Genomic DNA, 26559 nt, shown 5'->3' with positions numbered 1-26559 from the left:
ATGCGCTCGTTCGACTGAGGCCATCAAGCATCCGACCTTCCGCGCCACTCCCTCACCCACCCACCTGCTTGGTGCGCTTGGCCGCGTCGACCTTGGCTCGCGCCTCCACCGCCTTCTCGATCTCGCGCTTCAGCTCGTCCTTGATCGCTACCGTTTCGGCCATCAAGGCGTCGATCTTCATGAAATCGAGCACCCGGTATTTCGACACTGCCGGGCGGATCAGAATGTCGGGCCGGCTCTGCATCAGCTTGGCGGCGATGATCGACTGCATCATCAATTGCGTCGCGCCGAACATCAGGTCGACGGAGGTTGGATGTTTGCGCCCGGCTTCGGTCGGTGCGCCGACCACGTCGACGGCGATGATGATGTCGGCGTCGAGTTCGATCAAGTCGAACGGCACCGGATTGTAGATGCCGCCGTCGATCAGCAGCGTGCCGTCGCGCATCACCGGGCGGAACACCGCGGGAATAGCCGCCGAGGCGGCCAGCGCCGAGTGCAGGTCGCCGTCGTTGAGCACGGCTAGCTTATGGCCGAAGAAATCCGTCGCCGTCACCTTCAGCGGTATGGACAGTTCGGCGAAGGTTTCGGGAATGGCGTCGGGCAGGAATGCCTTGAGAATGCGCTCGACATTGAACTGGCTGACCCGCAGCCCGCCTTGCAGCACCTCGGCGAAGGTGCCGGGCCGCGCCCGCCACATGCGCGTCGCCACCTCGGCGCGGCGGCTGAGGATTGAGCGCGTATAGGCGTGCATGTCCTTGCCTGTCATGCCCGACGCCATGCAGGCGCCCATGATGGCGCCGATCGACGAGCCTGAGATGGCAACCGGTCTTATGCCCAGCTCGTCCAGCGCCTCGATGACATGGATATGCGCCAGACCGCGTGCGCCGCCGCCGCCAAAGGCGATGCCGAAGCTCGGGCTCATCCTTTGCCCCCCATTTGGGCTCATTCCTTCTTGGCCTCGCCGAGTTTCGGCCCGACGACCATGATGGCCGGCTCGGCGGAGAGCAGCTTTTTCGCCACCGCCTTGACCTGGTCCAGCGTCACCCCGTTGATGAAGGCGGCGCGCCGCTGCATGTAATCGATGCCGAGCTTGTCAAGCTGCAGTTCGAGCAGCGTCGCGGCAATGGCGCCGGAGGAGTTCAGATTGTTGATTGCATAGGCGCCGATCATGTATTTCTTGGTCGCGGCCAGTTCCGCTTCGGTCGGCCCCTCCTCAGCCATGCGCCTCACCACCTCGCGCACGACAGCCAGCGTCTCCGCCGCCCGGTCCGAGCGGGTCGCAGTGGTGATGGCCAGTGCGTTGGCATGCTGATGATCGACCAGGTCGGAACTGACGCTGTAGGCCAGGCCACGCTTTTCGCGCACCTCGTCGAACAGCCGCGAGGTGAAGGCGCTGCCGCCGAGGATCTCGTTCATCAGCACCGCGGCGAAGAAATCCGGCGCATTGCGCTTGACACCGGGATAGGCCAGTTGCAGCGAAGTCTGCGGCTGGTCGTAATTGACCTCAAGCTGCTGGTTGAGTTTCGGATCCGTATCGGCGACCGCGCTGAGCGCCTGGTGTTCCGGCAGGCCGCCGAAGACCATATCGAGCTTTTTCTTCAACGTCTCGGCATCGATAGCGCCGACCACCGCCACATGCAGCCCGTCGCGGGCGAAGTTCGCCTTGTGAAAGGCGATGAGATCGTCCGGTGCGATCGTGGCGATGCTTTGCCTGGTGCCCTGGTCTGGTCGTGCATAGGGATGGGTGCGGTATAGTGCTTCCAGCCATTTGCGCTGGGCGACCGTGTCGGGGTCAAGCTCGTTGGCGATGATGCCGGACAGCACTTGCGCGCGGATGCGGTCGATTGGCGCCTGGTCGAAACGCGGCTCTGTGACCGCCAGCCGCAACAGGTCGAACGCCGCGTCCCGCTGCTCGGCCAGCATGCGCATCGAGCCGTAGGTGCCGTCGCGCGCCGCTTCGAAGCTCATCTCGGCGCCGACGTCGTCCAGCTTTATCTGGAAGGCCTCGCTGTCGAGATCGCCGGCGCCCTCGTCGAACAGGCCGCTCATCAGATTGGCGAGACCTTCCTTACCAGCCGGATCCTGCGTCGTGCCGCCGTCGAAGACGAAGCGGATGGCGACGAGCGGCACGGAATAGTCCTCCACCAGCCAGGCAGTGATGCCCTTTGACGAGGTCACCTCCTGGATGCTCATGGCCGCGCGAGCGGAAAGCGCCGGCAGGACGAGGAAGAGCAGGGAGAGAAGTAAAGTGAGTACAGGTGCGACGGCACGCCGGGCCTTTCCTTCTCCCCTTCTTGTGGGAGAAGGTGTCGCCGAAGGCGACGGATGAGGGGTGCTGGACGGATCGCAGCGTTGGAGTTTCTTCCAACACCCCTCATCCGTCTTGGCGCTGCGCGCCAATCCACCTTCTCCCACAAGGGGAGAAGGGAAGTCGCCGCTATGCTGTTTCCTCATCATCAAATCAATTCCCTGCCTGTGTCTGCGGCAAGAGATAGCCTGATGTCGAATGGTTGAGATTGAGGTAGCGCGCGGCAACCGCCTTGACTTCGTCGGCGGTGACCTTGCGGATGCGGCCCGGCCATTCCTCGACATCCCTGACGGTGCCGCCGGTGGCGAGCGTCGCGCCGTAGATGTTGGCCATCGAATCCTGCTTGTCGCGGGCGAAGATCATCGAGCGAACGAAACGATCCTTGGCCTTCTCCAACTCGCCTGGTGTGACGCCGTCCTTGGCGATGCGGGCGACCTCGACCTCGACTGCCGCCTGGACGTCGGCCAACTTGGCGTCGCCGCGCGGCGCGCCATAGACGGTGAAGTTGCTGGCATCGAGCATGGTGCCCTGGAAGAAGGCTCCGGCCTCGGCGGCGATGCCTTGCTTGACGACCAACTGCTGGTGGAGCCGGCTGCGGCTACCGCCGCCGAGGATCTCCGCCAGCAGGTCCAGCGCTTCCGCTTCGCCCGGCTTTGCAGTGTGATAGGAGGGAACCACCCATTGCGTCGAAAAGTTGGGCACGCTGACGCGCGCGTCAGTGAGCGTCACCGTGCGCCTAGTGTTCTGCTCGGGTTCGACCGGACGGATACGCGGCGGCAGGTCTGGACCACGCGCTATCTTGCCATAGGTCTTTTCGGCCAGCGCCTTGACCACCTCCGGCTCGACATCGCCGGCCACCACCAGCACGGCGTTGTTGGGCGTGTAATATTTGTCGTAGAAAGCCTTGGCGTCGGTGCGGTTCAGCTTCTCCATCTCCTGCATCCAGCCGATCACCGGAATGCGGTAGGGCTGGTTTTGCCAGAGCGTGGCGTCGACCTCCTCGCCGAGCACTGCCTGCGGATTGCTGTCGATGCGCGAGCGGCGTTCCTCGAGGATCACGTCGCGCTCGGTGGCGATGACATCGTCGTTGAGGATGAGGTTGCGCATGCGATCGGCCTCAAAGTCCATCATCTGCTCGAGCGCCTGCGGCACCACCGTCTCGTAAAAGGCGGTGTAGTCATATGAGGTGAAAGCGTTGTTGGAACCGCCGATGGCGGAGACGGCGCGGTCGAACGCGCCGGCGGCATGATTGGTCGTCGCCTTGAACATCAGATGCTCGAAGAAATGGGCGATGCCGGACTTGCCCGGCGGCTCATCCGCGCTGCCGATCTTGTACCACACCATATGAGTGACGATCGGCGCACGGTGATCGGGAATGACGACAACCTCCATGCCGTTATCGAGCAGGAAATCCGTCACCTTGCCGTCGTCCGGCTTGGTGTCGGCCAGAACCGGGCCGGTCATCACGAGAGCCAGCGCCAAGAGCGTTCCGCGCAGCCATTCAGCCTGAGATGTCATCAATGGCTCCAGGTGTCATGGGGTGGGACGATAGGCGGGGATTGCGAAACAGGCAAAGTGATTTGTTGGTCATTTTCGCGCGCAAAGGCGGCCGAACTCAGGCGGCTTCGATGAAGCGGATGACGGTCTCGCCGTAGCTGCGCTCGTCGACAACCGAAAAGCCCGGCCCTGCCTCGAAGGGCGCCACCGCCGCCTCCTCGACGACGCAGAGCCCGCCGGGCGCGAGCCAGCCGCCAGCCTTGGCCGAGCGCAAGGCACGCTCACCCAGGCCCTTGCCATAGGGCGGATCGGCGAATACCAGGCTGAACGCGGCCATCGTGCCCGCCTCGCCCAAAGCCGTGGCGTCGCGGCGGAATATCTTGGTGCGCCCGGTCAGGCCGAAGGCCTCGACATTGGTGCGGATCAGGCCGCGCCCTTCGGCCGATTCTTCGATGAAGACGCCGTAAGACGCACCGCGTGACAGCGCCTCGAGGCCGAGCGCGCCGGTGCCGGCGAACAGGTCGAGCACACGCGCCCCGTCCAGCCTATCGGGGAAGCGATGCGCCAGCACGTTGAAGACAGCCTCGCGCGTGCGGTCGGTCGTCGGGCGGATGGCGCTTGAACGGGGCGTCGCCAGCGGACGCCCGCGAAATTCACCGCCGACGATCCGCATTGCCTCCCCTTGATCCCCCAGGGCCACTGCGCGGCCGGTCGCCATCACTCTTGCCGGAATTTGGGCGTTCGCCACGCGGCTTGCCGAACGGCTTTGCGCCTCCGGGTTTTCCACCTCCCGGTCCACTGGCGGGCTTGCCATAGGACGGCTTGAACGAGGCCTTGCGTGCCTTGGTTTCGGCTGCCTTGGCGGCATCGGCCTCCGCCCTGCCTTTGCCGATCGGCCGCGCGCCTGGCGCCATCCAGACATTGGCCTTGCGCTGGCCCGGCGGCTCGATCGGGCGCTGCTCGCGTTCGGACTTCTTCCCACCGCCCGGTCTGCCGCCAAAGCCGCCTGGCCCGCTACGTTCAGATTTGGGGCCGCGATCGCCAAAGCCGCCGCGTTCGGGCCCGCTCCGTTCAGATTTGGGGCCACGCTCACCAAAGCTCTTTTCCGGCCCAAAGCTTCTGCCAGGACTTGTCGACAGCTTGCCCAGCGCCTCGTCGCGGCTGCCTTCGCGGCGCTTGCGGTTCTTGATCAATCCGCCTTCGCCGATCGGACGGCGTTCGCCGTCGCGGGTGAATTTCGGCCGCTCCGGTTCCTCTTCCCGCACCGCTTCACGCCGTACCGGCTTGTTGGAAAACGGCTTGGTGATCTCGGCGTCGAAATTGGCGCCGGATTCCTCTACCAGGCGTTCGCCGAGCTGGTCGCGCAGCACGCGGCCCTTGATCTCCAGCACATGGCCCTCGGGCAGGTCGTCGAGCTGGAACGGTCCGTATGAAATGCGGATCAGCCGTGTCACGTCGAGACCAAGCGAGCCCAGTATGTTCCTGACCTCGCGGTTCTTGCCTTCGCGCAGGCCGAGAGTCAGCCAGGCATTGGTGCCTTGCTCGCGGTCGAGCGTCGCCTCGATGGCGCCGTAGAAGACGCCGTCGACGGCGATGCCTTCGCGCAAGCCGGCGAGCGCACTTTCCTCGACCTTGCCGTGGACGCGCACGCGGTAGCGCCTGAGCCAGCCGGTGGCCGGCAATTCGAGCACGCGCGACAGGCCGCCATCATTGGTAAGCAACAGCAGCCCTTCGGTGTTGATGTCGAGCCGGCCGATGGTCATCAGCCGCGGCAGGTCGGCCGGCAGCACGTCGAAGACGGTCTTGCGGCCCTCGGGATCACGGTTGGTGGTGACCACGCCAGCCGGCTTGTGGAACAGGAACAGCCGGGTGCGCTCGATCGGCGGGATCTCCATGCCGTCGAGATGGATGATATCGCCGGGCATCACATTGAAGGCGGGCGAGGACAGCACCCTTCCATTGACCTTGACGCGGCCGGCTGCGATCAGCTCCTCTGCATCGCGGCGCGAGGCAAGGCCGGCGCGGGCCAGCCGCTTGGCAATGCGCTCGCCAGCCTCTTCCGTCGCCTCGGCGGGACGCGGGCGCGGCTTGAAACCACCGCCTGATGTCCCCTGGGGTCGATCACCGCCGAAATCGCGCTTGGGCCGATCGCCGAAGTCGCGCTTGGGGCGATCACTGAAGTCTCCCTTGGGACGGTCGAAGCGCCTTTCGCCACGCTCGCCTTCGGCAGCCGCCGGCCGGTCGCCGCGCGGCGCGTAGGGCTTGCGCGGACCTTCGCGCTTCTCATAAGGCTTGCCTTCCGGACGCGGCCCTTTGCCGAACGGCCTGTCGCCGCCCTTGAAGTCGTGCGTCGGCCGCTCGCCTTCGGCCGCCATCGGGCGGTCGCCCCGCGGCGCATATGGCTTGCGCGGCCCCTCGCGCTTTTCATAGGGCTTGCCTTCCGGACGCGGCCCTTTGCTGAATGGCCTATCGCCGCTTTTGAAGTCACGCTTTGGCCGCTCGCCATCAGCCGCCATCGGCCGGTCGCCGCGCGGCGCGTAGGGCTTGCGTGGACCCTCGCGCTTTTCATAGGGCTTGCCTTCAGGGCGCGGTCCCTTGCTGAACGGCTTATCGCCGCTTTTGAAGTCGCGCTTCGGCCGCTCGCCATCAGCCGCCATCGGTCGGTCGCCGCGTGGCGCGTAAGGTTTTTTCGCGCCGAAAGACGGCTTACCGCCTTTGCCGGCAGCGGCGTCACGACCACGCGGGCCCGACGGTTTCGGGCCGTTCTTGCGCGGGCCTTTTTGACCCGGGAATTTCTTGTTTTTGTCGTCCATGTGGCCTTTGCTCGTTTGGGCGGGTAGATAACAGGATCGCGCCTGAGTAGCGAGGAGATAATAGGAATGGAAACCGCTTGAGGCGGCCGGATTTCATGGCGCTGGCGCTGAAAGAGGCCGAAACTGCCGCCTTGCGCGGCGAAGTGCCGGTCGGCGCGGTCATCGCCAGCGGCGATACGGTCGTTGCCAGTGCCGGCAACCGCACCCGCGAGCTTGCCGATCCCACGGCCCATGCCGAAATGCTGGTGATCCGCGAAGCCTGCAGCAAGCTGTCGAGCGAGCGGCTCACCGGCCACGATCTCTATGTGACGCTGGAGCCCTGCGCCATGTGCGCCGGCGCCATTTCCTTCGCCAGGCTGCGCCGGCTCTATTTCGGCGCCGCCGACGAGAAGGGCGGCGCTGTGGTCAACGGCGTCCGCTTCTTCGCCTCACCGACCTGCCACCATGTGCCAGACATCTACCCAGGCATGGCCGAGAGCGACGCGGCGCTGCTTCTGAAGGATTTTTTCAGGGAGCGACGCGAACCGTAGCGGCGCCAGCTTTCCCTAGCAGCTTACCACGGCAGCCAGTCGAACATGCCGCCGCTCTTGTTCTTGGCGGCCGCTTCCTTCTTGAGGCGGCGTTCTTTCTTGTACTCGTCCTCGCCGAGATCGCCCGCAGGCGCGGTGCCGGCAGCGGCGCGGTATTGCACGGGCGGCTCGCTCAGATATTTGCGGGTGTTCGGGTCGCCCTGCTTGCCTTGGGCGAGGCGGCGCTTGACCTCGGCGGCGCGGCCCTTGTCCGAATCCGCCGGAGTCCAGGCCGGCGGATGGCTGGATCCCGACTGCGCCATCGCAGCCTTGATCGCCATTGGATCCGTCTGGACGTCATCGACGATCTGCGCCTGGTAGTCCGGATCGTCCTGATGGAGCGTGGCGTCGGCGCGCAGGCGAGCACGGCGTTGCTCCGGCGATTCGGGCCAATCGGCGCTCGCCGTCGCGATACTGTCTTGCGGCGGCGGCAGTTCCTTCTGCCCCGGCGCCGGCTTCACCAGCTCGGGACGCGGCTTGTAGTCGATCCTGTCCTTGTTCTTCGGCACGACTGAAAAAGCGCTGGTGAGATCGCCGGCAAGCTGTGCAGCGGCGGGCTTGTCGGTGCCGTAGGTCGGCGAGCCCATGCAGCCGGACAGGGCCAGGCCGGATACGACAAGCGGCGCCAGCAGCGCAACGCGCGCGCAAGTTCTTTCGGTCATGCCAAAAAGTCCCACTCTAGACAGCCTCTCGATCGCACCGGCCAAAAGGTCCGGTCCCCATCGCTTATGCTCTTCCGACGGAAATCCGGCGACAATTTGTCGTCCGGAGTTTCGCGTGTTTACCTCAACCACTCGTTAAGGGCAACGCGCGGGGGCCGATCAGCCGCCCGCCGTGGCATTTGTGCACCGATATGGCGGCTGTGCATGTCGTTATCCCAAAACCGCTCCACACTTTTGGGCGACATGCACCGATATGGCGGCTGTGCATGTCGTTATCCCAAAACCGCTTCACACTTTTGGGCGACATGCATCATATACGACCAAGCGACTTCAACTCGTGCAGCACAGCGGCATCCCGGGCCGAAACATCGGGGAATTCCGCGTCGCTGCCGACATCTGCGGTATAGCGCCATGAGCGCGCGCATTTGACCAGGCCCCGGTCCTCGGCCTTCTCGACCACGACGGCGACGCCCTTGACGTCGTCCAGCGTGAAGGCGCCAGAAGGCGCGCTGCCATGCGCAATGACCAGATCGCTGGTGATCGCCATCTCGGCCATGTCGACATCTGATATCGCCGCTTCGAGCGCCGCATCGTCGAGCGTGACGACCGGCACCGCTTCCAGCGACGAGCCGATGACCTTCTGGGCGCGTGCGATCTCCAGCGCGCCGGTGACGACACGGCGGACCTGCCTGACCTTGCGCCATTTTTCCGCCAGCGCCTCGTTCTTCCAGTCGGCCGGGATTTGCGGAAACTGGTCGAGATGAACCGAGACGGCGTCAGGATGACGGTCGAGCCAGGCTTCCTCCATCGTGAAGGGCAGCATCGGCGCCAGCCATTTCACCAGGCAGTCGAACAGATGGCGCACCACCTGAACGGAGGCCTTGCGCTTCACGCTGGACGGGGCCTCGCAGTACAGCGCGTCCTTGCGGATGTCGAAATAGAAGGCCGACAGCTCGACCACCATGAAATCGAGCAGCATGCGGGTGATGCGCTTGAACTCGAACGCGTCGTAGCCCGCGCGCACGACCTCATCGAGTTCGGAGAGCCGGTGCAGCATCAGCCGCTCCAGCTCCGGCATCTTGTCCAGCGGCACTTCCTCGCCATCGTCATGGGCAAGCGTGCCCAGCATCCAGCGGATGGTGTTGCGCAGCTTGCGGTAGGCGTCGATGTTGGTCTGCAGCACATTCTTGCCGAGCCGCTGGTCTTCCCAGTAATCGGTCGTCACCACCCATAGCCGCAGGATATCGGCACCCGACTGCTTGATGACGTCCTGCGGCACCACGGTGTTGCCGAGCGACTTCGACATTTTCCGTCCCTCCTCGTCCATGGTGAAGCCATGGGTGACGACGGTGTCGTAAGGCGCCCTGCCCCTGGTGCCGCAGCTTTCAAGCAGCGAGGAATGGAACCAGCCGCGATGCTGGTCGGAGCCTTCCAGGTAGACGTCGGCCGGCCACTTCAGGTCCGGACGATCCTCGAGCGTAAAGACATGGGTCGAGCCGGAATCGAACCAGACGTCGAGGATGTCCATAACCTGCTGCCATATCGAGGCATCGTGATTGCCAAGGAAACGCTCTTTGGCGCCGGCCGCAAACCAGGCGTCGGCGCCTTCCTTCTCGAAGGCATCCATGATGCGCTGGTTGACGGCCTCGTCGCGCAGGACGTTGCCGTCGGCATCGGCGAAGACGGCGATCGGCACGCCCCAGGCGCGCTGGCGCGACAGCACCCAATCGGGGCGCTCCTCGATCATGGCGCGGATGCGGTTCTGGCCGGCGGCCGGCACGAAGCGGGTGTCGTCGATCGCCTTCAAGGCACGGCTGCGCAGCGTCGTGCCGTCGCCCAGTTCCTTGTCCATATAGACGAACCATTGCGGCGTGTTGCGGAAGATGATCGGCTTCTTCGACCGCCACGAATGCGGGTAGGAATGCTTCAATCGCCCGCGCGCGAACAGCGCGTTGCGCTTGATCAGCTCGTCGATGACCGCCTGGTTGGCATTGCCCTTCTTGCCGTTGTCGTCGATGACGCGCGCAGCTCCGCCCTCGCGGTCCGGGCCAAGGCCCGGCGCATCCTTGGTGAAGAAGCCGGCATCGTCGACGGTGAACGGGATGGCGGTGTCGATGCCGCGCTGGCGCAGGTCCGACGCAGCATCCATCCAGGCGTCGAAGTCTTCGCGGCCATGGCCCGGCGCGGTGTGGACGAAGCCGGTGCCGGCTTCGTCGGTGACATGATCGCCGGCGAGCATCGGCACGGGGAAATCGTAACCGCCATTCAAACCTTTGAAGGGATGGGAAAGCGTAAGGCTTCCAAGCTCTTCGGCGGAAACGCTACGAAGACGATTCATCGTCACTTTGGCCTTGAGAGCGGATTCTTCCGCCAGAGCGTCGGCAAAGATCAGTCTTTCGCCGGACTGCGGGCCGAAAGCGTTCTCCGCTGCCGTGACCTCATAGAGGCCATAGTTGATGCGTGGCGAATAGTTGACGGCGCGGTTACCGGGGATCGTCCACGGCGTCGTCGTCCAGATGACAACGTGGGCCTCCAGCAAGTCCAGTGACGTCTCCGTCAGCTTTGGATCCAAGGCTGGCTGCCCATCTTCGACGTTGGTGACCTGACGAGCGAGGCTGACGACCGGAAACTTCGCCCAGATCGTGTCGCTCTCATAATCCTGGTACTCGACCTCGGCCTCGGCCAGCGCGGTGCGCTCGACCACGCTCCACATCACCGGCTTGGAGCCGCGATAGAGCTGGCCCGACGTGGCGAATTTCAACAATTCGCCGGCGATGCGCGCCTCAGCATGAAACGCCATCGTCGTATAGGGATTGTCGAAATCGCCGACGACTCCCAGCCGCTGGAATTCTGCGCCCTGCACCTTGATCCAGTGCGCGGCGAACTCGCGGCATTCCTTACGGAACTCGTTGACCGGCACCTCGTCCTTGTTCTTGCCCTTGGCGCGGTATTGCTCCTCGATCTTCCATTCGATCGGCAGGCCGTGGCAATCCCAGCCGGGCACATAGTTTGAGTCATAGCCGCGCATCTGGAACGAGCGGGTGATGACGTCCTTGAGGATCTTGTTCAGCGCGTGGCCGATGTGGATATTGCCGTTGGCGTAGGGCGGCCCGTCATGCAGCACGTATTTTTCGCGGCCGGCGGCGTTTTCGCGCAGCTTGCGGTAAAGGTCCATGTCCTGCCAGCGCTTGACCAGCAACGGCTCCTTCTCGGGCAAGCCGGCGCGCATCGGGAAGTCCGTCTGCGGCAGATAAAGCGTCTTGGAATAGTCGATCGTTTCGACGGCGTCGGTCGTTGGGGTGTCGGTCATTGGTCTGCCATATGCATTGCCCGGCGGCAAAAGAGCCCGGGTGTTGAACTATCATGATCTGGAAAAAGCGCGAGAGGCCGTGCGCAAAATTCCCGGCGGCTCCGGCGGCGGTCAGGCCGCCCGGAACACCGGGCTTGTAATTCGTATCGTCAGCGCGAGAAGGCGCGAAAAGCTCTTCATCGCAGGGCTTTTAACCGAGACAGCCGATATTGAAAAGCCCGAACTCTGATGCTTGCCCTAGGAGCGTGTACCAATTGCGTGGAAGACGAACCGCATCGCCTACGGCATAGTCGCCTGAGCCATGCGGCTGCGCGCAATACACAACCCGCGACATCACATCGAGAAATCAAACCGATAAGTCGTCGACACGCCGATCGTGAACTGGTTGCGGTCGCCGCGCTCCTTGACCAGGCTGGAATCGGCCGCCGGAGCCATCAGGCGCGAATATTCGCCGAACAGGCTGGCCGTCATCGGCTCGGTCACCTTCCAGGTCACCGCGCCACCAAGGCCCGCCGATCTCACCCCGCCGCCCGGATGGTATTCGCTGAGGCCCGAAGCCACGGCTTCCTCGGCATTGACGCCGTAATAGGCGTCGAAATAGTCCGATGAGGCGAACGAAACGCGCGGCCCGCCCGAAATCCTGACCTCCGGCGTCACATCATAAAAGGCGTCGGCGGCGATGTCGGCGACAAAGCCGCTATGGGCGCGAATGCCGTGCCGCAATTCGGCGCGAGCGCGCAACCAGTCAAAAGGATAGAATTCGAAGAAGCCGCCGGCCTCGCCGCCCCAGCGCACCGGGTCGAGGCCCTTCAGCTCGTCGGCGTCGCCGCCATCGCGCGAAAACAGGATCTTTCCGGTCAGGCCGGCGCGCAGGCCGCCATCGTCGATCAGCGCCAGCGAGATGTTGTCGTTGCGTGAGGTGAAGCGGGCCGCGGGACCCGCCTTGCCGAGCGAGATGATCGGCGAGGCGCTGAGCAGGTATTTCTTGCTGCCCTCGAAATCCGGCGCGACCATGCCGGTGGCGCCGACCGTCAGATACCAGTCGCCGGACAGCCAGCCCAAGGCCCCCTCGCCTGCTTCGGCGGCACCGGGCGCGCCAAGCATGAAGGTGGCCAAGACCAGCTGAAACACCCTGACAGAACGCATCGTCACTCCATACGCACGGAACACCGGCAGGAACAACCGGCCTGGCCAAGAGCCATGGCGCCGGTTCAGTAAACTTTGATTTAAATTCGAAACGCTTCCTCGCTTTTTTGGCATGCGTCTGGCGCACGCTGCTCGCTGGACGGGCAAGGCCTTCGGCGCTACCCTCCAATTGGCAAGATGCCAGGCAACTTCGATGGAGATGGCGGCAATGACCCTGCAAGGCGATGTTTTAAAGGATGCGATTGGGCAGACACAGGCGAAATGGGGGTGGTTCGTCGGGCTCGGCGTGCTGCTGTTGATCCTCGGCGGCATCGCCTTCGGCAATCTGTTCATTGCCACGGTCGCCTCGGTCTACGTCGTCGGCTGGCTGATGCTGATGGCCGGTGTCATCGAGATCATGCATGCCTTCGGTGTGAAGACATGGAGCCGGTTCTTCTATTGGCTGCTCAGCGGTCTTCTCTATGCAGTCGCCGGGTTCTTCGCCTTCTATAATCCGCTGCTGGCCTCGGCGGTGCTGACCTTCCTGCTGGCGGTCGCCCTTCTCGCTTCAGGCGTGCTCAGGGCCTGGGTCGGGTACAAGCACAGACCGGCCAAGGGTTGGGGCTGGCTCGTTGCGGCGGGTGTCATCAGCGCGCTGGCAGGCCTGGTCATCGCCATGGGCTGGCCAGTCAACAGCGTATGGGTGCTGGGACTGTTTCTCGCTATCGACCTGATCTTCCAGGGCTGGGCCTTCATTGCCGTCGGCCTGGCGCTGAAGAAATAGGTTCTTGTTTTAGCATGATCTTGTCCGAAAACCGGTTCCCACTTTTTGGGATCATGCTTTAGAAAGCAATGGCCGCGTCGAGCTCGGAAAGCGGGCTGACGCCGGCCAGCAGCGCCCTCGCCTCCGCTTCGTCGCGTTTCATCTGCGCGACCAGCGCGTCGAGCCCGTCGAACTTCACCTCGGCGCGCAGGAAGCCGAAGAAGGATACCGCGCATATCTCACCGTAGAGGTCGCCGTAAAAATCGAAAACGAAGGTTTCCAGAAGCGGCGTGCCGTTGTCGTCGACGGTCGGGCGGCGGCCGAAGCTGGCAACGCCGTCATGAAGCTTGCCGTCGGCGCGACGGAAGCGGACGGCATAAATCCCTTCCTTCAGAGTGGCTTCCGGCGAAAGCCTCATATTGGCGGTTGGAAAGCCCAGCGTCCGGCCAAGCCGTTGGCCGCCGATCACCTCGCTCTCGACCGTGAAGCGATAACCGAGCAGGCCGGCGGCCTCGGTCACCTCGCCCTCGCCGAGCTGCGCGCGAATGCGGCTCGACGACACCACCTCGGCGCCCTCGTCGCGAAACGCGTCGACCAGCGTGACACCGAAGCCGTGGCGTTCGCCGGCCGCCATCAGATAGGCCGGGCCGCCCTGCCTGTCCTTGCCGAAGTGGAAGTCGAAGCCGGTCACGGCGTGAACGATGCCGAGATTCCTGTCCAGCACGTCGGTCACGAACGCTTCCGCCGACAGCGCGGCGAAGTCGCGCGTGAACGGCTGTTCGACGAGTGCGGCAAAGCCTAGATACGACAGCAGTCGTGCCTTCATCGGCGGCGGCGTCAGCACGAACAGCGGTATATCAGGCCGGAACACCTTTCTCGGATGCGGCTCGAAGGTCAGCACCAGAGCCGGCACGTCGCGCTGGCGGGCCTCGGCAAGCGCGCGCTCGAGCACGGCCTGATGGCCGCGGTGAACGCCGTCGAAATTGCCGATCGCCACCACGCCGCCGCGCAAATGGGCCGGCAGCGGCGAGATTGCAGAAACGCGTTCGAAGGCTTGCGTCATTTCGAGGCTTCCGTCATCGAGCGACCCTACCGCAGTCTCGGAATGACCGCGACCGGCCGGTAGCCGTGCTTTTCCAGAAAGGCAATTAGCCTGGCCGGATCCGGTTGTAGCGGATCGCCATAGTCGCGGGCATGGATGCCGCCCGATACGTAGAGCACGTCGAAGCCGTTGTCGGCAGCACCTTTGATGTCGGTCATCATGCCATCGCCGATGGCCAGCACGTCCGAGCGCTCGATCGGGCCGCCGAGCAGTTCGGCGATCTCTTTCATCGCGACGTCATAGACGGGGGCATAAGGTTTTCCGGCGATCAGCGTGCGCCCGCCGAGCTGGGCATAGTCGCGGGCCAAGGCCCCTGCGCACCATATCATCCGCTCGCCGCGCTCGACCACGATGTCGGGATTGGCGCAGATGAACGGCAGGTTCCTGGCGCGCAACCGCCGCAGAAGTTCGGCGTAGTCTTCCGGCTTCTCCACCTCGTCGTCGAACAACCCGGTGCAGACCACGCCGGACGCCTCGAACTCCTCGACGAGCTCGACATCAAGACCGTCATAGAGCGTGAGATCGCGATCACCGCCGATGTGGAAGATTTTTCGCGGCCCCTCGATGATCAGGTCGCGGGTCACGTCGCCGGACGTGACGACGCGGTCATAGGCGCTTGGGGGAACACCGATCGCATTCATCTGCGCCACCACGTCGGTGCTTCGCCGCGGCGAATTGGTGATCAGCACGACAGGTATTTTCGCCTCGCGCGCAGTGGCCAGCGCCAGAGCCGCGGCCGGAAAATGCCGTTCGCCATTGTGAACCACGCCCCAGACATCGCACAGGATGGCCGAATAGGCTCCCGACAAATCTGCGAGCGAGCCGATGATGTCGGGTGAATCCGCCATACTATTTTTCCCAAGTCATGATCGGCCGCTACCGACGGTCCGTGCGGCAGGCCCGCATTAACCGAAGCGCTTGATCCTGTCACCAGCTTTCGCAACGTTCAGGATTGCCTGGCGATGATCAAGGCAGGCGCACAAAGCATAAAAGCCGCCTCTTTCCAGAGGTTTAGCCCATTGCGGAGTCTTCCCCGGGGTCCAATCGTGGGCAGCACTGCCGCCATCTGCGGCATGGTTAACGAGCTTTAAAAAACTGTGCCGATCTTGGACATATTTTAGCAATCTGAAATTTAACTATTGGTGGCATCGTTCGCCGACAAAGGGTTCTGGCGGGGTTCTGAAGGCAATGTTCCGTAAATTCGGTAGGGACCGGCGTGGCAACTATACGCTCATGACGGCCATCACGATTGTGCCGCTCATGGGGGGCTTGGCGCTCAGCGTCGATTACTCGGAACTGCTCCGCCAGAAGCACGGTACGTTGAACGCCCTTGACGCCGCCGGCCTCGCCACCGCTCAGCACATCGTCGCCGGCGCAAGCGACGCCGACACCGTGGCCTTTGCCAAGACCTTCTTCGAAGCCAATCTTGGTCCCGTCGATCCGGCGAATACGTCGCTTACCGTCACCCTGCCCAACAACAATGCGGGTGGCGGCACGTTGAAGCTCTGCAGCGCCCTGACGTATACGCCTTATTTCCTGCCGGCTGCCGCCATGCTGACGGGTGGGAGCGGCACAGCCTTCACGGCTTGCTCGGAAATCCGCCTCAAGAACACGCTGGAAGTAGCCCTTGTGCTCGACAATTCCGGCTCGATGAACAACCTCGGTTCCGGCACCGGCGTGAAGCGAATAGACCTGCTGAAGACTGCCGCCAAGCAGCTTGTCGACACGCTGGCGCTGCAGGCACAGCAGATGAAGCAGGTCAGCAAACCGGTGCAGTTCTCCCTCGTGCCGTTCGCTGCTTCGGTCAATGTCGGCCCCACCCATGACCAAGAAGGCTGGATGGATCAGGACGGCATCTCCCCGATCCAGCACGAGGATTTCGATTGGACGACGATGACCCCCGCCAACAATCCGGACAAATACGCCGAGAAGCTCAACGGCGTCTGGTACAAGCGCGGCACCGGCTGGGGCGACACTCAGGATCAACCACTGACCCGCTTCAGCCTTTACGCCGACATCACGGTCGAGTCCGGCCGCGAAGAAGTGCCTAACACGAAACAGTACATCTGCGACACCTATAACAAAAAAGGCAACTGCAGCAGCGGCCATTGGACCACCCCGGAATACATCTACACCACCAGCCGCTATGCGAGCTGGCAGGGTTGCGTGGAGGCGAGGCCGTACCCGTATAATAACGACGACACGACGCCGACCAGCGCCGCGCCTGCCACGCTGTTCGTGCCAATGTTTGCGCCGGACGAAGCTGGCACCCTCTGGCTCGATTTCGACCGAGACGGTGTCAACGACGCGACCTACCTGTCCTATAGCTACGGCAACAACTGGTGGGCCGACTGGCCGTATTACAGCGATAGCCCAACCGCCTCGCAGCGGCAGTCGGACATGCGCAAATATTTCCTGGTGAAGCCTTACGGTTCGAAGTCGGCTGCCGCGGGCGACGGCCCGAATGCGTCCTGCACGACCAACCCGGTCACGACGCTCAAAGACGTAAGCCAGCTTGCCCAGAAAGAGGAGATCAACGACGCCATCGACGCCATGGCACCGAACGGCAACACCAACGTGCCGGAAGGCCTTGCCTGGGGCTGGCGGACGGTGTCGAGCAACGAACCTTTCACGGAAGGCCGACCGAACGCCGAAAAGGGCAACGACAAAGTGGTCATCGTGCTGACCGACGGCGCCAACACCTACAGCGCCGTCAGCGACAGCGACTATGCCAATAACAGGTCGACCTATGCCGCTTACGGCTACACCGGCCTCACATATCCAGGGTCGGGAAGCGTGACGCGCCTGTTCATGAACACAAGCACCGACATCGGCAAGACGACCTATACCGGCGGCAACTACACGGCCGCGCTGGACGAGCAGATGCAGACCCTTTGCGCCAATGCGAAGAATTCGAACGTTCTCGTCATGACCGTTGCGCTCGACCTGTCGACCACCGACGCCGGCGACAAGAAAGCGCTCGACGCCCTGAAGGCATGCTCCTCGGACTCGCGCTTCCGCAAGGATCCCACCGATCCGACCAAGCCGGCCAAGCTGTTCTGGAACGCTACCGGGGCGACTCTGTCAGACAATTTCAAGGAAATCGCCAACGAATTGTCGAACCTGCGCATCGTCGGCTGAGGGGCGCCATCGCCCAGAAATGACAGGTTGGCAGGACAAAGGGGGCGAAGGATCGCTGACCTAACCGTTCTTCCGGCTGACAGCGGGGCTGGCGCAAAGGCTATCGCCACCTTGCCCTTGCGGCGGTCGAACGGACATGGTGAGTGTCCCCACCGCCACCGGAGATGCGCCCGTGCCCGACGCCGCCAACCATCTCGCCTTCGCGCTGGTCTGCCTTGGCATGGTGCTGACGCCTGGCCCGAACATGATCTATTTGATCTCGCGGTCGCTGTCACAGGGGCCGAAGGCCGGCCTGATTTCGCTCAGTGGCGTGGCGCTCGGCTTTGTCTTCTACGTGTTGTCGGCGGCATTCGGCATCACCGCGCTGCTGCTTGCCGTGCCTTACGCCTATGACGTGCTGCGCTTTGCCGGCGCGCTCTACCTCTTGTGGCTTGCCTGGCAAGCAGTGAGGCCAGGCGGACGCTCGCCGTTCCAGGTTCGGGAACTGCCGAAGGACAGGCCGCGCAAACTGTTCGCCATGGGCCTGATGACCAATCTGCTCAACCCGAAGGTGGCGGTGCTTTATCTGTCGCTGCTGCCGCAGTTCATCAGCCCCGGTAAGGGCCACGTGCTGTCGCAGCTTCTGGTGCTCGGCACCACCCAGATCGCGATAAGCCTCACCGTCAACGCGATCATCGCGGTCACCGCCGGCTCGATCGCCGTCTTCCTCGCCGGCCGGCCGCTGTGGCTGGTGATCCAGCGCTGGATGATGGGCACGGTGCTGACCGTGCTGGCCCTGAAGATGGCGACCGACGCGCAGCGTTGACTTGAGCATCGGATCCAAAAGCATGCCCTCGGGCCTGACCCGAGGGTGGATACCGGTTTTGGGAAAATCCGATGCTCAAACAAAAAGATAGAGCGGCGGCACCGCTGCGCTTGCTTACATCGGCCGCCGGTCCTGCTGCACCCGCTCCGGCTCGACCACCCTGCGATAGAGATGCCACGTCGCATGGCCAAGCACGGGCATGACGACGGCGAGCCCGGCAAACAGCGGGATCGAGCCGATGACCAGCAGCACGGCGACCATCAAGCCCCACAGCGCCATCTGCAGCGGGTTAGCCATCACCGCCCGTGCCGAGGTCTCGATTGCCGAGACAGCGCCGACATCGCGGTCGAGCAGCAGCGGAAAGGCGATGACGGTCGTCGCCAGCACGATCACGGCGAAAACGAACCCAGCCGCATTGCCGAGCAGGATCAGCGTCCAGCCTTTGGTCGTCGTCAGCACCTCGCGCACAAAGCCGCCGATCGAGGCCGGCGGCTGATTGCCAAACAGGCTGGTGTAGATGGATTGCGCGGTGAACAGCCAGAGCAGGAACAGTGCCACCAGCATGACGCCGATGACCGCGATCGCGGGCAGCGCCGGCGAGTGACGCACATCGAGCGCGTGCCACCAGGACGTGTCCATGCCGAGTTCGCGGCGGCGGCTGATCTCGTAGAGCCCGATCGCGGCGAAGGGTCCAAGCAGGGCGAAGCCGGACATCAGCGGGTAGAGGAGCTGGATGGCATAGGACCCGGATGTCGTCCACTGCGCCAGGATCAATCCGACCACCGGATAGATCAGGCACAGGAACACGTAATGCGATGGCTTGGCCCAGAAATCCTCGACGCCGAGCCGCAGCACATCCATCAGGTCCGCCGTCGTGATGCGGCGCACCGTGGGCTGCACGTGCATTCCACGTGCGTCCGACATGACATGAAAGCTTGCCATGACCATTCTCCCGTGTGTCGGGGCGGTCACCGCCAGGATGGCCGCCCGTAGCTGCCACTTCTCGTACAAGCACTATGATAGTCGATTTAGGGGTGATTGTCGCCAAGTCGACGGTCGCGATGGTAAATCCGGCTAGAGCGGGATGCATTTGGGTTGAACGGGGCATCCCGCTTTATCTGTGTTTCAGCCGCATTTGTGCGACGCCAAGTGTAACCACTTGGCTGCAAAATGCTCTAGAGATTTCCGACGCCGCCATCGACGAGCAGTTCCGTGCCGACGACGAAGCTCGACTCATCCGAGGCCAGAAACACCGCCGCCTTGGCGAGCTCCCAGGGTTTGCCCATCCGGCCGATCGGCACCAGCGCGCGTATCCGATCGCCCAGCGCCTTCTCTTCCGCTTCGGGCAGACCCAGCTTGCCCAGGGCCGGCGTCTCGGTCGGGCCGGGGCTGAGGCCATTGACGCGAATACCGCGCTCGATCATCTCCCCCGAGAGGGTGCGCGCCAATGACAGGAGACCCGCCTTGCTGGCGGCGTAGGCGCTGCTCTGGGGCAGGCCGATATGGGCACTGACCGAGCCGCACAGAATGATCGACGACGGGTTGGAAAACATCGGCAACAGGGCCTGGATCAGAAAGAACGGCCCCTTCAGGTTGGTCTGCATCAGACGGTCGTAGACCACCTCGTCCCAATCCTGCAGCGGCTGGTGCATCACATCGCCGGCGTTGACGTTGAGTATATCGAGCCGAGGCCAGCGCTGCGCAAGCTCGGCGGCAAGCGCACGCTGATCGGCGAGATTGCCGGCATCATTCCTGATCACCTGCGCCGATCCGCCCAGCTCGCGCTGCGCAGCGTCGAGCCCGGACGGGTTTCTGCCAGTGATTGCCACCGTAGCGCCCTCGGCCAGAAACTGGCGCGCGGTTTCGAGACCGATGCCGCTGGTTGCCCCGGTGATGAGGGCATATTTGCCTTTTAAGCGACCCATGATTTGCCTTCCCAATGAGATGAGAACGGCATTGTTTGCATGATAGTATGCTTTGTATAGTAGGCACCGAATGGGTACTAAAGGAAATAATTTCATGGCACAGGCAAAAGCCATCGAGGTCCCGCCAATCGAAGGCGGAAATGGCGCGACCGATCGTTGCCCGATGATCGATTTCGTCAATCTGGTTTCGGGAAAATGGGCCATTCCCATTCTTTATCGCCTGATCGTCACCGGTTGCCCGATCCGCTTCGGCGAGCTCCAGCGGGCCGTCGCGCCGATTACGCAAAAGGAGCTCACGCGGCAGCTGCGCCTGTTCGAACATCGCGGCCTGGTCTATCGGAGGGTCTATGCCGAGATGCCGCCGCGCGTGGAGTATGAGATAACGCCGCTGGGCAGAACCTTGCGCGGCACGCTGGATTCGCTGGCCCACTGGATGCGTGTCAACGCATCCCACCTGATCACCTGACTTGACGGATTCTCCACCCTGCCCGACCAAGCCACAGCCGGTCACCGCGCGGCGCCACACTTTGGCGCCGCGCGGTGAGACGCGTGACAAAACTAGGCAGCGAAGCGTTCGATCACCTCGGCCAATGGAACATGGCCGAGGCAGGCGCCCGAACCAGCGAGCTTTTCGCCATCCTCGATGGCTTGCGCATATCGCACGGCCGGATCGGCTTCGATCCTGCCGCGCAACGCAGCCAGCTTGGGGTAGCTCGTCGCGTCGACGGCCTGGTGGAATCCCGCCCAACGTGCCACGCCAATCAGCGTGGTGTCGGCAAGCGTCAGGCGGTCGCCGACCAGAAAGTCGGTGTCGGCGATCATCGCCTCAAGCCGGTCATGGCGTTCGGTAACGGCCTTGCGGCCGAAGTCGCGCAAGGTCGCCAGCAGGACAGGCTCGGCCGATTCCATTTCATATGCGGCCCAGAGTGGGGTGAAAGCGGCGGTGAAGCCGGTGTTCACGAAAGCCATCAGCTGATGCATCCGATCGGCTTCCGGCGAGCGAGGGTCGAAGCTGATACGACGTTGCGTGTCGCGGGCTTCGAGCCAAGCGGCAATCGCCATGGTCTCGGTGAGCACCTTGCCTTGGTCCGTGATCAACACCGGCGTTTCCTGACGGCCGTTGATGCTGGCATAGGCGTCGTTCTTCATTTCAGCGAGCATGTCGACGCGGCACAGGCGGTAGGGCTGTCCGACGCGTTCAAAAGCAGCGACAAGCCCCATCGAACTTCCCGCCGGGATGCCGTAAAGGAGGATAGGTTCCATTTCTTTGTCTCTTCCATGATTTAGGGATCACGCTGCGCAGCGAAACTTGACCCTAAACGCTGGTCGCCCCATGTAAATTACGCACTATTCTGTAACCAGGTCCCCGCCATGAAAGATGTCGTCTCACGCTGCCCGATCGAAGAAACCATGCGTGTGCTCAGCGGTCGCTGGCCCACTTTGCTGCTTTACTATCTGAAAGACGGGACCAAGCGCTTCAGCGATCTGAGGCGTGACAACCCGACCGTATCGCACCGCATTCTGGCGCTGGAACTGCGCAAGCTGGAAGAGGCCGGGATCGTGCGGCGAACGGCGCATGCCGGCTATCCGCTACGCGTGGACTACGACCTCACAGCGCCTGGCCTGAAGCTTGTGCCGCTCATCGACGCCCTGGGCGACTGGTGGGAAGTTATCGAGGACGATCGGGCCGGCCGGGTCGGGTCGGCGGCGGAAGCCAGGCTGGTGAAGGCGGCCTAGTGGTGAAAATCTGACGCTTGATAGCCTGAGGCTGGGCAACCGCTTTGGGTAGGATCTGCCGGCCGGGTCGGATACCGGAATGCGCAGGCAGCGCCAGAAGCGCGGGTAGCGCCAGAGGCCGTCATTGCCGAATTGTGCCGTCACGACACTTTGCTCACCGTCACCGGCGTGTATCGCCTTCAACCCTCAGGAGTTTCGTGGCCGCATGACGCGCATCCGCATCCAGGTCGATCTTGCTGCGTGACTTCAGATCGAATCGTACCGTAACGGTCAACGAGCGCGCATGCAGTACTTCGTCCAGCCACGCATTTCATGCAGATAAGTCAGCGACGACCTCCCGACCTTTTCGACAACGGTGCGGACGGTGATCAGCGTTCCCGCCGCGGTTTCATGCGTGTAGTCGATCTCCATCCTGACGTCCGCCCAGCCGAGTGACGGCGTCAGACGGGGATCGGCAATCCTGCCGAGTAGCTGGAAACTGGCGTCGTCGAACATGGCGACGTAGTGACGGACGTTGAGGTGGCCCATCGCGTCGCACATCCAAGGATGCACCACGCCGACATAGGTTTCGATGCCGGGGGCCGTCAAAACCCGACCTCGTTTGCGCCCTTGAGATCCAGCAGCTGACGGGCTTCGTCCGGCGTTGCGATTTCAAGCGACAATTCGTTGAGGATCCGCTTTATCTTGGCAACCTGCTCGGCATTGCTCCTGGCGAGCGTGCCCTTGCCGACATAAAGGCTGTCTTCCAAACCGACGCGCACATTGCCGCCCATGATCGCGCCCATCGTGCAGAGGCTCATCTGGTGCTTGCCTGCGGCAAGGATCGACCAGAGATAGTCGTCTCCGAACAGTCGCTCCGCCGTCCTGCGCATGTGCATCATGTCTTCTGGGTCGGCGCCGATTCCGCCCAGAAGTCCGAAGATCGTCTGAACGAAAAGCGGCGGTTTCAGCAGCTTCCGGTCGAGAAAGTGCGCAAGCGTGTAGAGGTGACTGACATCATAGCACTCGAACTCGAACTTCGTGCCATAGGCTTGGCCGACCTCGACGATGATGCGCTCGATCTGCTCGAACGTGTTGGAGACGATGCCCTTCTTCGTATCTTCCAGGTAGCCCTTCTCCCAGTCGTACTTCCATTCGGTATATTTCGGCGCGATGTGGTGCAGGGCGAAATTCATCGATCCCATGTTGAGCGAGCAGAGTTCCGGCTTCGAAGCGTGAGCGGCCTCAAGGCGCTCTTCAAGGGTCATCTTCAGCCCGCCGCCGGTGGAGATGTTCATCACGGCGTCGGTCTGCTGCTTGATGCGCGGCAGGAAGTCCATGAAGAGCTTGGGATCGGGCGTCGGTTTGCCCGTCTCGGGGTCGCGGGCATGCAGATGGATCACCGAGGCGCCGGCTTCGGCGGCGCCGACGGCCGCATCGACGATCTCGGACGGCGTTATCGGCAGATACGGGCTCATCGTCGGTGTGTGGATCGAGCCGGTGACCGCACAGGTGATGACGACTTTCGGCGATTTCTTCATGGTTGGAGTCTCCCTTGTCTGCCTTTTGTTGTTATCTATCGAGCGCGAGGCAATCCTCGCGACCACAGCCCAACCGAACCGCCTCGCCCGCATTGAGTTCGAGGTGAGACGACGATGCGGCAAGCTTGACAATGAATTTCAGGCCGCTCTCCGTCACTGCGACGAGCCGGATGTGATCGCCGACATAGACGGATTGGACGACGGTCGCCGCAATCACGTTGAGAGCGGTGGCGCCATCCTGCAACATGGACATGCGCTCCGGCCTGATCGACAGCGTCACCCTGGCGCCCGCGGAGAGCGTCGCGCCGTAGGACATGGCGTTCAACACCATATCGCTGTCATCGAGATGGACGGCCACGCCACCATTTTCACCGCCGGTAAGCACGGTGCCGGACATGCGGTTGTTCTCGCCGATGAAGCTTGCGACAAAGCTGGCCGCCGGACGCTCATACAGTTCGCGCGGCGTCGAAAGTTGCTCGATGCGGCCGGCGCTGAACACCGCGATCCGGTCCGACATGGTGAGCGCTTCGGTCTGGTCGTGTGTCACATAAACGAAAGTGACGCCAAGCCGGGCATGGATGTCCTTGATCTCGAACTGCATCTGCTCGCGCAGCTGCTTGTCGAGGGCGCCGAGCGGTTCGTCCATCAAGACAAGGTTTGGCTCGAAAATCAAAGCGCGGGCAACGGCGACGCGCTGTTGCTGTCCACCCGAAAGCTGCGCCGGACGCCGATTGCCGAATTCGGGCAGCTGAACCATGTCCAGAACGTTCCTGACGCGTCGCGTGACCTGCTCGCGGCCGAGCTTGCGGACTTCGAGCGGAAAAGCCAGGTTTTCGGCGACCGTCATGTGCGGGAACAGCGCGTAGTTCTGGAATACCATGCCGATGCCGCGACGATTGGCAGGAACATTGTCGATGCGCTGCCCATCGATGAGGATTTCGCCCTCGGTCGTATCCTCGAACCCCGCCAGCATCATCAACGCGGTCGTCTTGCCAGACCCGGAAGGCCCTAGCAGGGTCAGGAATTCGCCGCGCATGATTTCGAGGTCGAGCTGGCGCACCGCCTGGACCGTCTGCCCGTAGCGCTTGCTGACGCCGCGAAACTCGACATGAACCGGGCCACGCTGAGATTCGTCCATCACCGTGCCTGCGCCTTCGGCTCACGACGGGCCAATGTCCGGCGCATGCGGGCAGGCTGAGCCTCAGCCGCTGCCGCGGCGCGAAGAATGATGTCGGCAGCTTCGCGCAGATCGGCTACCAAGGCTTTACGCGCAGCTGCGCCATCGGCGCGGCGCAAGGCGGCGAGCATGTCGTCGTGATGGTCCAGGCCCAGTCCATAGGTCACGTCCGAGCGGACGATGTTCAGGAACGGTCCTGCCTGCAGCCACAATTTCTCGATGATCTGCTGGACGACAGGCGATCGCGCGGCGTGGTACATGGTGAAATGGAAGCGCCTGTTCAAGCCGAGATAGTCAGCCATGACGTTCCTCTCGACGCAGTCGCGCATCAGGCTGTTCAGCTTCGCCAATTCATCAAGCTCGTTGGGCGTGATGGTCGTCGCCGCCCACTCGGCCGCCGTGCCCTCGACGCTGCAGCGCACACGCACCAGATCCGAGATACGTGCCACCGTGGCCTCAGGGACGATGACGCCCCGGTTTGGGTGGTCGAACATCGCCTCGTCGCTGACGAGTTGCCGCAAGGCCTCGCGCACCGGCATGGCGCTGGTCCGGTATTGCTCGGCGAGCCGACGCACGACCAGCCTTTGGCCGGGCAGGAAATCGCCGTTCATTAGCGCTTCCTTCAAGCCCGCATGCACACGAACATGAGCGGTCTTTTGCGCGGCGGAGCCCACGTCGATGTTCTTGCGATCGAGCATCAGTTGGTCCGGCGCGGCAGTACTTTGAGGTTGCTCGACAGGAAATCGTCGAAGGCGGCGGTAAAGCCGGCGAGTTCGGCGTCTCCGAATGGTAGCGACAGCGCCAGCATGCCGCGCGGGGTCACGTAGTATCCGCGCAACAACATCTCGACATGCCACAGGGCAATCACCGATGGATCGGCGTTGTCGAGCGGCGCCGGCGTCTCAACGGGCCCCTTGACGAAATGCAGGTTCATCAACGACCCGCGCCCAATGACGATACCTTCGACGCCTTGCCTTTCAAGTGAGACGTTCATCGCTTCACGCAACCTGTCGCCGCGCGCGTTGATCGCGCGGCTCGCCTCTTGCGTCAGCACCTGCGTCAAGCCGGTGTAGCCAGCAGCCATGCTCAGAATGTTGTTGTTGAAAGTCCCGCCATGCGAGAACGCACCAGGCGAGGCCGGATCGAAGCGATCGATGAGGTCGGCGCGCCCGCCGAAGGCGCCAAAACTGGCACCGCCGCCGATATATTTTCCGAGCGTCACGAAATCGGGAAAAACTCCGTGCGCGCCATGGAGCGCGCGATAGTCGAGCCGCGAGGTCATCACCTCGTCGAAAATCAGCAGCGCGCCAGTTTCTTTCGTCGCCGCACGCAGCGCCTCCAGGAACTCACGCGTCGCCGGGATGCAGCCGCCGCCGCCCAACATCGGCTCGACGATGACGGCGGCAAGGTCGCTGCCCTGCTCCCTGACAAGCGCCGCGGCACCGGCAATGTCGTTATAGTCGGCGAAAATGAAGGGGAACGGCAGATTGAGCGGCGAGCCGCCATGCGCAAAGGTCAATACGCCGCCATGATAGCCCTCGCGGAAGGCGAGTATGTTCGAGCGTTGCGTGATGGCGCGGGCCGCCGAAATCGCCATGACGTTGGCTTCAGTGCCGGAATTGCAGAAGCGCACGCGCTCGATGGCGGGAAAACGGTCGACCACGGCCGCTGCAAGGCGCGCCTCGTAGCGGTTGGGCGCACCAAGCAGGATGCCGCCCTGGATAACGTCCACAAGAGCTGCAGAAATCGCCTTGTCGGAGTGGCCGTAGAAGCCGGCGCTGTATTCCGAAACCAGGTCGACATAGGTATGGCCGTCGAAATCCGTGACCCTGCAGCCTTCGCCGGAAACAAACGAGACGGGAAATGGCGGATACCAGAGCACAGCCCTCGTATTGCCGCCCGGCAAGGATGCCGCAGCCTCATTCTGACGCGCCAGGCTGTTCGGGTTGGCATCCGCAAAACGCTGTCGCGCCTCGTCTAGAACGGCTGCGAGGCTGACATTGGAGCGCACGTCTCTATTGCCTTGCAGCATTCGATCAAATCCTGATAAATTTTCAACTATCTCGGACCTTATCGCAAATTCCTGTTGCTAATCAATCCATTTT

The 26559-nt window shown here is 63.0% G+C and carries 25 protein-coding genes; 7 read left to right on the top strand and 18 right to left on the bottom strand.

Going from position 1 to position 26559, the window contains the following annotated elements:
* Nucleotides 1–52: 52 nt before the first annotated feature.
* The 5 genes from EN885_RS23190 to EN885_RS23170 form a co-directional block, all read right to left on the bottom strand.
* Complete coding sequence (locus EN885_RS23190) at nt 53–922, bottom strand: patatin-like phospholipase family protein (protein ID WP_095485632.1); 870 nt, start codon at nt 920–922, stop codon at nt 53–55.
* Between the two features lie 20 nt (nt 923–942).
* Nucleotides 943–2235 carry a pitrilysin family protein gene (locus EN885_RS23185; RefSeq protein ID WP_245465560.1) on the bottom strand — a complete coding sequence of 431 codons (1293 nt, stop codon included), beginning with the start codon at nt 2233–2235 and terminating at the stop codon, nt 943–945.
* 226 nt (nt 2236–2461) lie between these two features.
* Entirely contained in the window at nt 2462–3826 is a 1365-nt protein-coding gene (locus tag EN885_RS23180) for a pitrilysin family protein (protein WP_126107022.1), read from the bottom strand.
* Between the two features lie 97 nt (nt 3827–3923).
* Nucleotides 3924–4478, bottom strand: a complete 555-nt coding sequence (rsmD, locus tag EN885_RS23175; protein ID WP_128243450.1) for a 16S rRNA (guanine(966)-N(2))-methyltransferase RsmD — start codon at nt 4476–4478, stop codon at nt 3924–3926.
* Nucleotides 4459–6618, bottom strand: coding sequence for a pseudouridine synthase (locus EN885_RS23170; RefSeq protein ID WP_128243449.1), 2160 nt, complete (start codon nt 6616–6618; stop codon nt 4459–4461). Before EN885_RS23170 ends, rsmD begins: the two co-directional genes overlap by 20 nt.
* 77 nt (nt 6619–6695) lie before the next feature.
* On the opposite strand from EN885_RS23170, the gene EN885_RS23165 reads away from it, so the two are divergent.
* Nucleotides 6696–7148, top strand: a complete 453-nt coding sequence (locus EN885_RS23165; protein ID WP_095485627.1) for a nucleoside deaminase — start codon at nt 6696–6698, stop codon at nt 7146–7148.
* A 23-nt stretch (nt 7149–7171) separates the two neighbouring features.
* Here the strand turns inward: EN885_RS23165 and EN885_RS23160 are convergent, their stop codons facing one another.
* Both EN885_RS23160 and ileS read right to left on the bottom strand, forming a co-directional pair.
* Nucleotides 7172–7849, bottom strand: a complete 678-nt coding sequence (locus EN885_RS23160) for a hypothetical protein (protein WP_128243448.1) — start codon at nt 7847–7849, stop codon at nt 7172–7174.
* 310 nt (nt 7850–8159) lie between these two features.
* On the bottom strand, nt 8160–11159 hold the full coding sequence (gene ileS / locus EN885_RS23155; protein WP_127204653.1) for an isoleucine--tRNA ligase: 3000 nt from the start codon (nt 11157–11159) through the stop codon (nt 8160–8162).
* Nucleotides 11160–11202: 43 nt separating this feature from the next.
* Here ileS and EN885_RS23150 point away from each other — a divergent pair, with 43 nt between their 5' ends.
* Nucleotides 11203–11388 carry a hypothetical protein gene (locus EN885_RS23150; RefSeq protein ID WP_127204652.1) on the top strand — a complete coding sequence of 62 codons (186 nt, stop codon included), beginning with the start codon at nt 11203–11205 and terminating at the stop codon, nt 11386–11388.
* A gap of 104 nt (nt 11389–11492) precedes the next feature.
* Here the strand turns inward: EN885_RS23150 and EN885_RS23145 are convergent, their stop codons facing one another.
* A complete protein-coding gene (locus EN885_RS23145; RefSeq protein WP_127204651.1) occupies nt 11493–12305 on the bottom strand; it encodes a MipA/OmpV family protein in 813 nt (270 codons plus the stop codon).
* A gap of 208 nt (nt 12306–12513) precedes the next feature.
* On the opposite strand from EN885_RS23145, the gene EN885_RS23140 reads away from it, so the two are divergent.
* Nucleotides 12514–13068 carry an HdeD family acid-resistance protein gene (locus tag EN885_RS23140; RefSeq protein ID WP_095485827.1) on the top strand — a complete coding sequence of 185 codons (555 nt, stop codon included), beginning with the start codon at nt 12514–12516 and terminating at the stop codon, nt 13066–13068.
* 58 nt (nt 13069–13126) lie between these two features.
* On the opposite strand, the gene EN885_RS23135 is transcribed toward EN885_RS23140, so the two are convergent.
* Both EN885_RS23135 and EN885_RS23130 read right to left on the bottom strand, forming a co-directional pair.
* Complete coding sequence (locus EN885_RS23135; protein WP_128243447.1) at nt 13127–14110, bottom strand: bifunctional riboflavin kinase/FAD synthetase; 984 nt, start codon at nt 14108–14110, stop codon at nt 13127–13129.
* Between the two features lie 26 nt (nt 14111–14136).
* The gene (locus EN885_RS23130; protein ID WP_128243446.1) at nt 14137–14997 is read right to left on the bottom strand and encodes a TIGR01459 family HAD-type hydrolase; all 861 of its coding nucleotides are present in this window, start codon (nt 14995–14997) and stop codon (nt 14137–14139) included.
* Nucleotides 14998–15337: 340 nt separating this feature from the next.
* On the opposite strand from EN885_RS23130, the gene EN885_RS23125 reads away from it, so the two are divergent.
* Together EN885_RS23125 and EN885_RS23120 are read left to right on the top strand one after the other, a co-directional pair.
* Nucleotides 15338–17290 carry a pilus assembly protein gene (locus tag EN885_RS23125; protein WP_128243445.1) on the top strand — a complete coding sequence of 651 codons (1953 nt, stop codon included), beginning with the start codon at nt 15338–15340 and terminating at the stop codon, nt 17288–17290.
* Nucleotides 17291–17462: 172 nt separating this feature from the next.
* Nucleotides 17463–18095, top strand: coding sequence for a LysE family translocator (locus EN885_RS23120; RefSeq protein ID WP_127290471.1), 633 nt, complete (start codon nt 17463–17465; stop codon nt 18093–18095).
* 114 nt (nt 18096–18209) lie between these two features.
* On the opposite strand, the gene EN885_RS23115 is transcribed toward EN885_RS23120, so the two are convergent.
* Together EN885_RS23115 and EN885_RS23110 are read right to left on the bottom strand one after the other, a co-directional pair.
* Nucleotides 18210–19037: a DUF2189 domain-containing protein gene (locus tag EN885_RS23115; RefSeq protein ID WP_127290469.1), complete on the bottom strand. Its 828-nt coding sequence runs from the start codon at nt 19035–19037 to the stop codon at nt 18210–18212.
* Nucleotides 19038–19270: 233 nt separating this feature from the next.
* Nucleotides 19271–20020 (bottom strand): SDR family oxidoreductase, encoded by a 750-nt coding sequence (locus tag EN885_RS23110; RefSeq protein WP_095485622.1) that lies wholly within the window; start codon nt 20018–20020, stop codon nt 19271–19273.
* Between the two features lie 94 nt (nt 20021–20114).
* Between EN885_RS23110 and EN885_RS23105 the strand changes: the two genes are divergently transcribed.
* Nucleotides 20115–20486, top strand: coding sequence for a helix-turn-helix domain-containing protein (locus EN885_RS23105; protein WP_095485621.1), 372 nt, complete (start codon nt 20115–20117; stop codon nt 20484–20486).
* Nucleotides 20487–20578: 92 nt separating this feature from the next.
* Here the strand turns inward: EN885_RS23105 and EN885_RS23100 are convergent, their stop codons facing one another.
* Nucleotides 20579–21283, bottom strand: a complete 705-nt coding sequence (locus EN885_RS23100) for a glutathione S-transferase family protein (RefSeq protein ID WP_128243444.1) — start codon at nt 21281–21283, stop codon at nt 20579–20581.
* A gap of 108 nt (nt 21284–21391) precedes the next feature.
* Between EN885_RS23100 and EN885_RS23095 the strand changes: the two genes are divergently transcribed.
* Complete coding sequence (locus EN885_RS23095) at nt 21392–21757, top strand: helix-turn-helix domain-containing protein (RefSeq protein WP_128243443.1); 366 nt, start codon at nt 21392–21394, stop codon at nt 21755–21757.
* Nucleotides 21758–22027: 270 nt separating this feature from the next.
* On the opposite strand, the gene EN885_RS23090 is transcribed toward EN885_RS23095, so the two are convergent.
* The 5 genes from EN885_RS23090 to EN885_RS23070 are packed head-to-tail and all read right to left on the bottom strand — an operon-like array spanning nt 22028 to nt 26486.
* Complete coding sequence (locus EN885_RS23090) at nt 22028–22345, bottom strand: acyl-CoA thioesterase (RefSeq protein ID WP_245493128.1); 318 nt, start codon at nt 22343–22345, stop codon at nt 22028–22030.
* Entirely contained in the window at nt 22342–23277 is a 936-nt protein-coding gene (locus EN885_RS23085; RefSeq protein WP_128243442.1) for a 3-keto-5-aminohexanoate cleavage protein, read from the bottom strand. Before EN885_RS23085 ends, EN885_RS23090 begins: the two co-directional genes overlap by 4 nt.
* 31 nt (nt 23278–23308) lie before the next feature.
* Nucleotides 23309–24415, bottom strand: a complete 1107-nt coding sequence (locus tag EN885_RS23080) for an ABC transporter ATP-binding protein (RefSeq protein WP_128243441.1) — start codon at nt 24413–24415, stop codon at nt 23309–23311.
* Nucleotides 24415–25152, bottom strand: a complete 738-nt coding sequence (locus EN885_RS23075; protein WP_128243440.1) for a GntR family transcriptional regulator — start codon at nt 25150–25152, stop codon at nt 24415–24417. Before EN885_RS23075 ends, EN885_RS23080 begins: the two co-directional genes overlap by 1 nt.
* Complete coding sequence (locus tag EN885_RS23070) at nt 25152–26486, bottom strand: aminotransferase class III-fold pyridoxal phosphate-dependent enzyme (RefSeq protein ID WP_095485615.1); 1335 nt, start codon at nt 26484–26486, stop codon at nt 25152–25154. Before EN885_RS23070 ends, EN885_RS23075 begins: the two co-directional genes overlap by 1 nt.
* Nucleotides 26487–26559: the final 73 nt, after the last annotated feature.

The sequence above is a fragment of the Mesorhizobium sp. M6A.T.Cr.TU.014.01.1.1 genome (assembly GCF_004022765.1).
GTDB lineage: Bacteria > Pseudomonadota > Alphaproteobacteria > Rhizobiales > Rhizobiaceae > Mesorhizobium > Mesorhizobium mediterraneum.
The sequence above is the reverse complement of the archived record's forward strand: the minus strand, read 5'-3'. Positions and strand labels throughout refer to the sequence as shown.

What these genes read in the sequence shown, in the direction of transcription:
- EN885_RS23190 (WP_095485632.1), bottom strand. Translation starts at nt 922, where the DNA reads ATGAGCCCGAGCTTCGGCATCGCCTTTGGCGGCGGCGGCGCACGCGGT.
- EN885_RS23180 (WP_126107022.1), bottom strand. Translation starts at nt 3,826, where the DNA reads ATGACATCTCAGGCTGAATGGCTGCGCGGAACGCTCTTGGCGCTGGCT.
- rsmD (WP_128243450.1), bottom strand. Translation starts at nt 4,478, where the DNA reads ATGCGGATCGTCGGCGGTGAATTTCGCGGGCGTCCGCTGGCGACGCCC.
- EN885_RS23170 (WP_128243449.1), bottom strand. Translation starts at nt 6,618, where the DNA reads ATGGACGACAAAAACAAGAAATTCCCGGGTCAAAAAGGCCCGCGCAAG.
- EN885_RS23160 (WP_128243448.1), bottom strand. Translation starts at nt 7,849, where the DNA reads ATGACCGAAAGAACTTGCGCGCGCGTTGCGCTGCTGGCGCCGCTTGTC.
- ileS (WP_127204653.1), bottom strand. Translation starts at nt 11,159, where the DNA reads ATGACCGACACCCCAACGACCGACGCCGTCGAAACGATCGACTATTCC.
- EN885_RS23145 (WP_127204651.1), bottom strand. Translation starts at nt 12,305, where the DNA reads ATGCGTTCTGTCAGGGTGTTTCAGCTGGTCTTGGCCACCTTCATGCTT.
- EN885_RS23140 (WP_095485827.1), top strand. Translation starts at nt 12,514, where the DNA reads ATGACCCTGCAAGGCGATGTTTTAAAGGATGCGATTGGGCAGACACAG.
- EN885_RS23135 (WP_128243447.1), bottom strand. Translation starts at nt 14,110, where the DNA reads ATGACGCAAGCCTTCGAACGCGTTTCTGCAATCTCGCCGCTGCCGGCC.
- EN885_RS23130 (WP_128243446.1), bottom strand. Translation starts at nt 14,997, where the DNA reads ATGGCGGATTCACCCGACATCATCGGCTCGCTCGCAGATTTGTCGGGA.
- EN885_RS23125 (WP_128243445.1), top strand. Translation starts at nt 15,338, where the DNA reads ATGTTCCGTAAATTCGGTAGGGACCGGCGTGGCAACTATACGCTCATG.
- EN885_RS23115 (WP_127290469.1), bottom strand. Translation starts at nt 19,037, where the DNA reads ATGGCAAGCTTTCATGTCATGTCGGACGCACGTGGAATGCACGTGCAG.
- EN885_RS23110 (WP_095485622.1), bottom strand. Translation starts at nt 20,020, where the DNA reads ATGGGTCGCTTAAAAGGCAAATATGCCCTCATCACCGGGGCAACCAGC.
- EN885_RS23105 (WP_095485621.1), top strand. Translation starts at nt 20,115, where the DNA reads ATGGCACAGGCAAAAGCCATCGAGGTCCCGCCAATCGAAGGCGGAAAT.
- EN885_RS23100 (WP_128243444.1), bottom strand. Translation starts at nt 21,283, where the DNA reads ATGGAACCTATCCTCCTTTACGGCATCCCGGCGGGAAGTTCGATGGGG.
- EN885_RS23095 (WP_128243443.1), top strand. Translation starts at nt 21,392, where the DNA reads ATGAAAGATGTCGTCTCACGCTGCCCGATCGAAGAAACCATGCGTGTG.
- EN885_RS23085 (WP_128243442.1), bottom strand. Translation starts at nt 23,277, where the DNA reads ATGAAGAAATCGCCGAAAGTCGTCATCACCTGTGCGGTCACCGGCTCG.
- EN885_RS23080 (WP_128243441.1), bottom strand. Translation starts at nt 24,415, where the DNA reads ATGGACGAATCTCAGCGTGGCCCGGTTCATGTCGAGTTTCGCGGCGTC.
- EN885_RS23075 (WP_128243440.1), bottom strand. Translation starts at nt 25,152, where the DNA reads ATGCTCGATCGCAAGAACATCGACGTGGGCTCCGCCGCGCAAAAGACC.
- EN885_RS23070 (WP_095485615.1), bottom strand. Translation starts at nt 26,486, where the DNA reads ATGCTGCAAGGCAATAGAGACGTGCGCTCCAATGTCAGCCTCGCAGCC.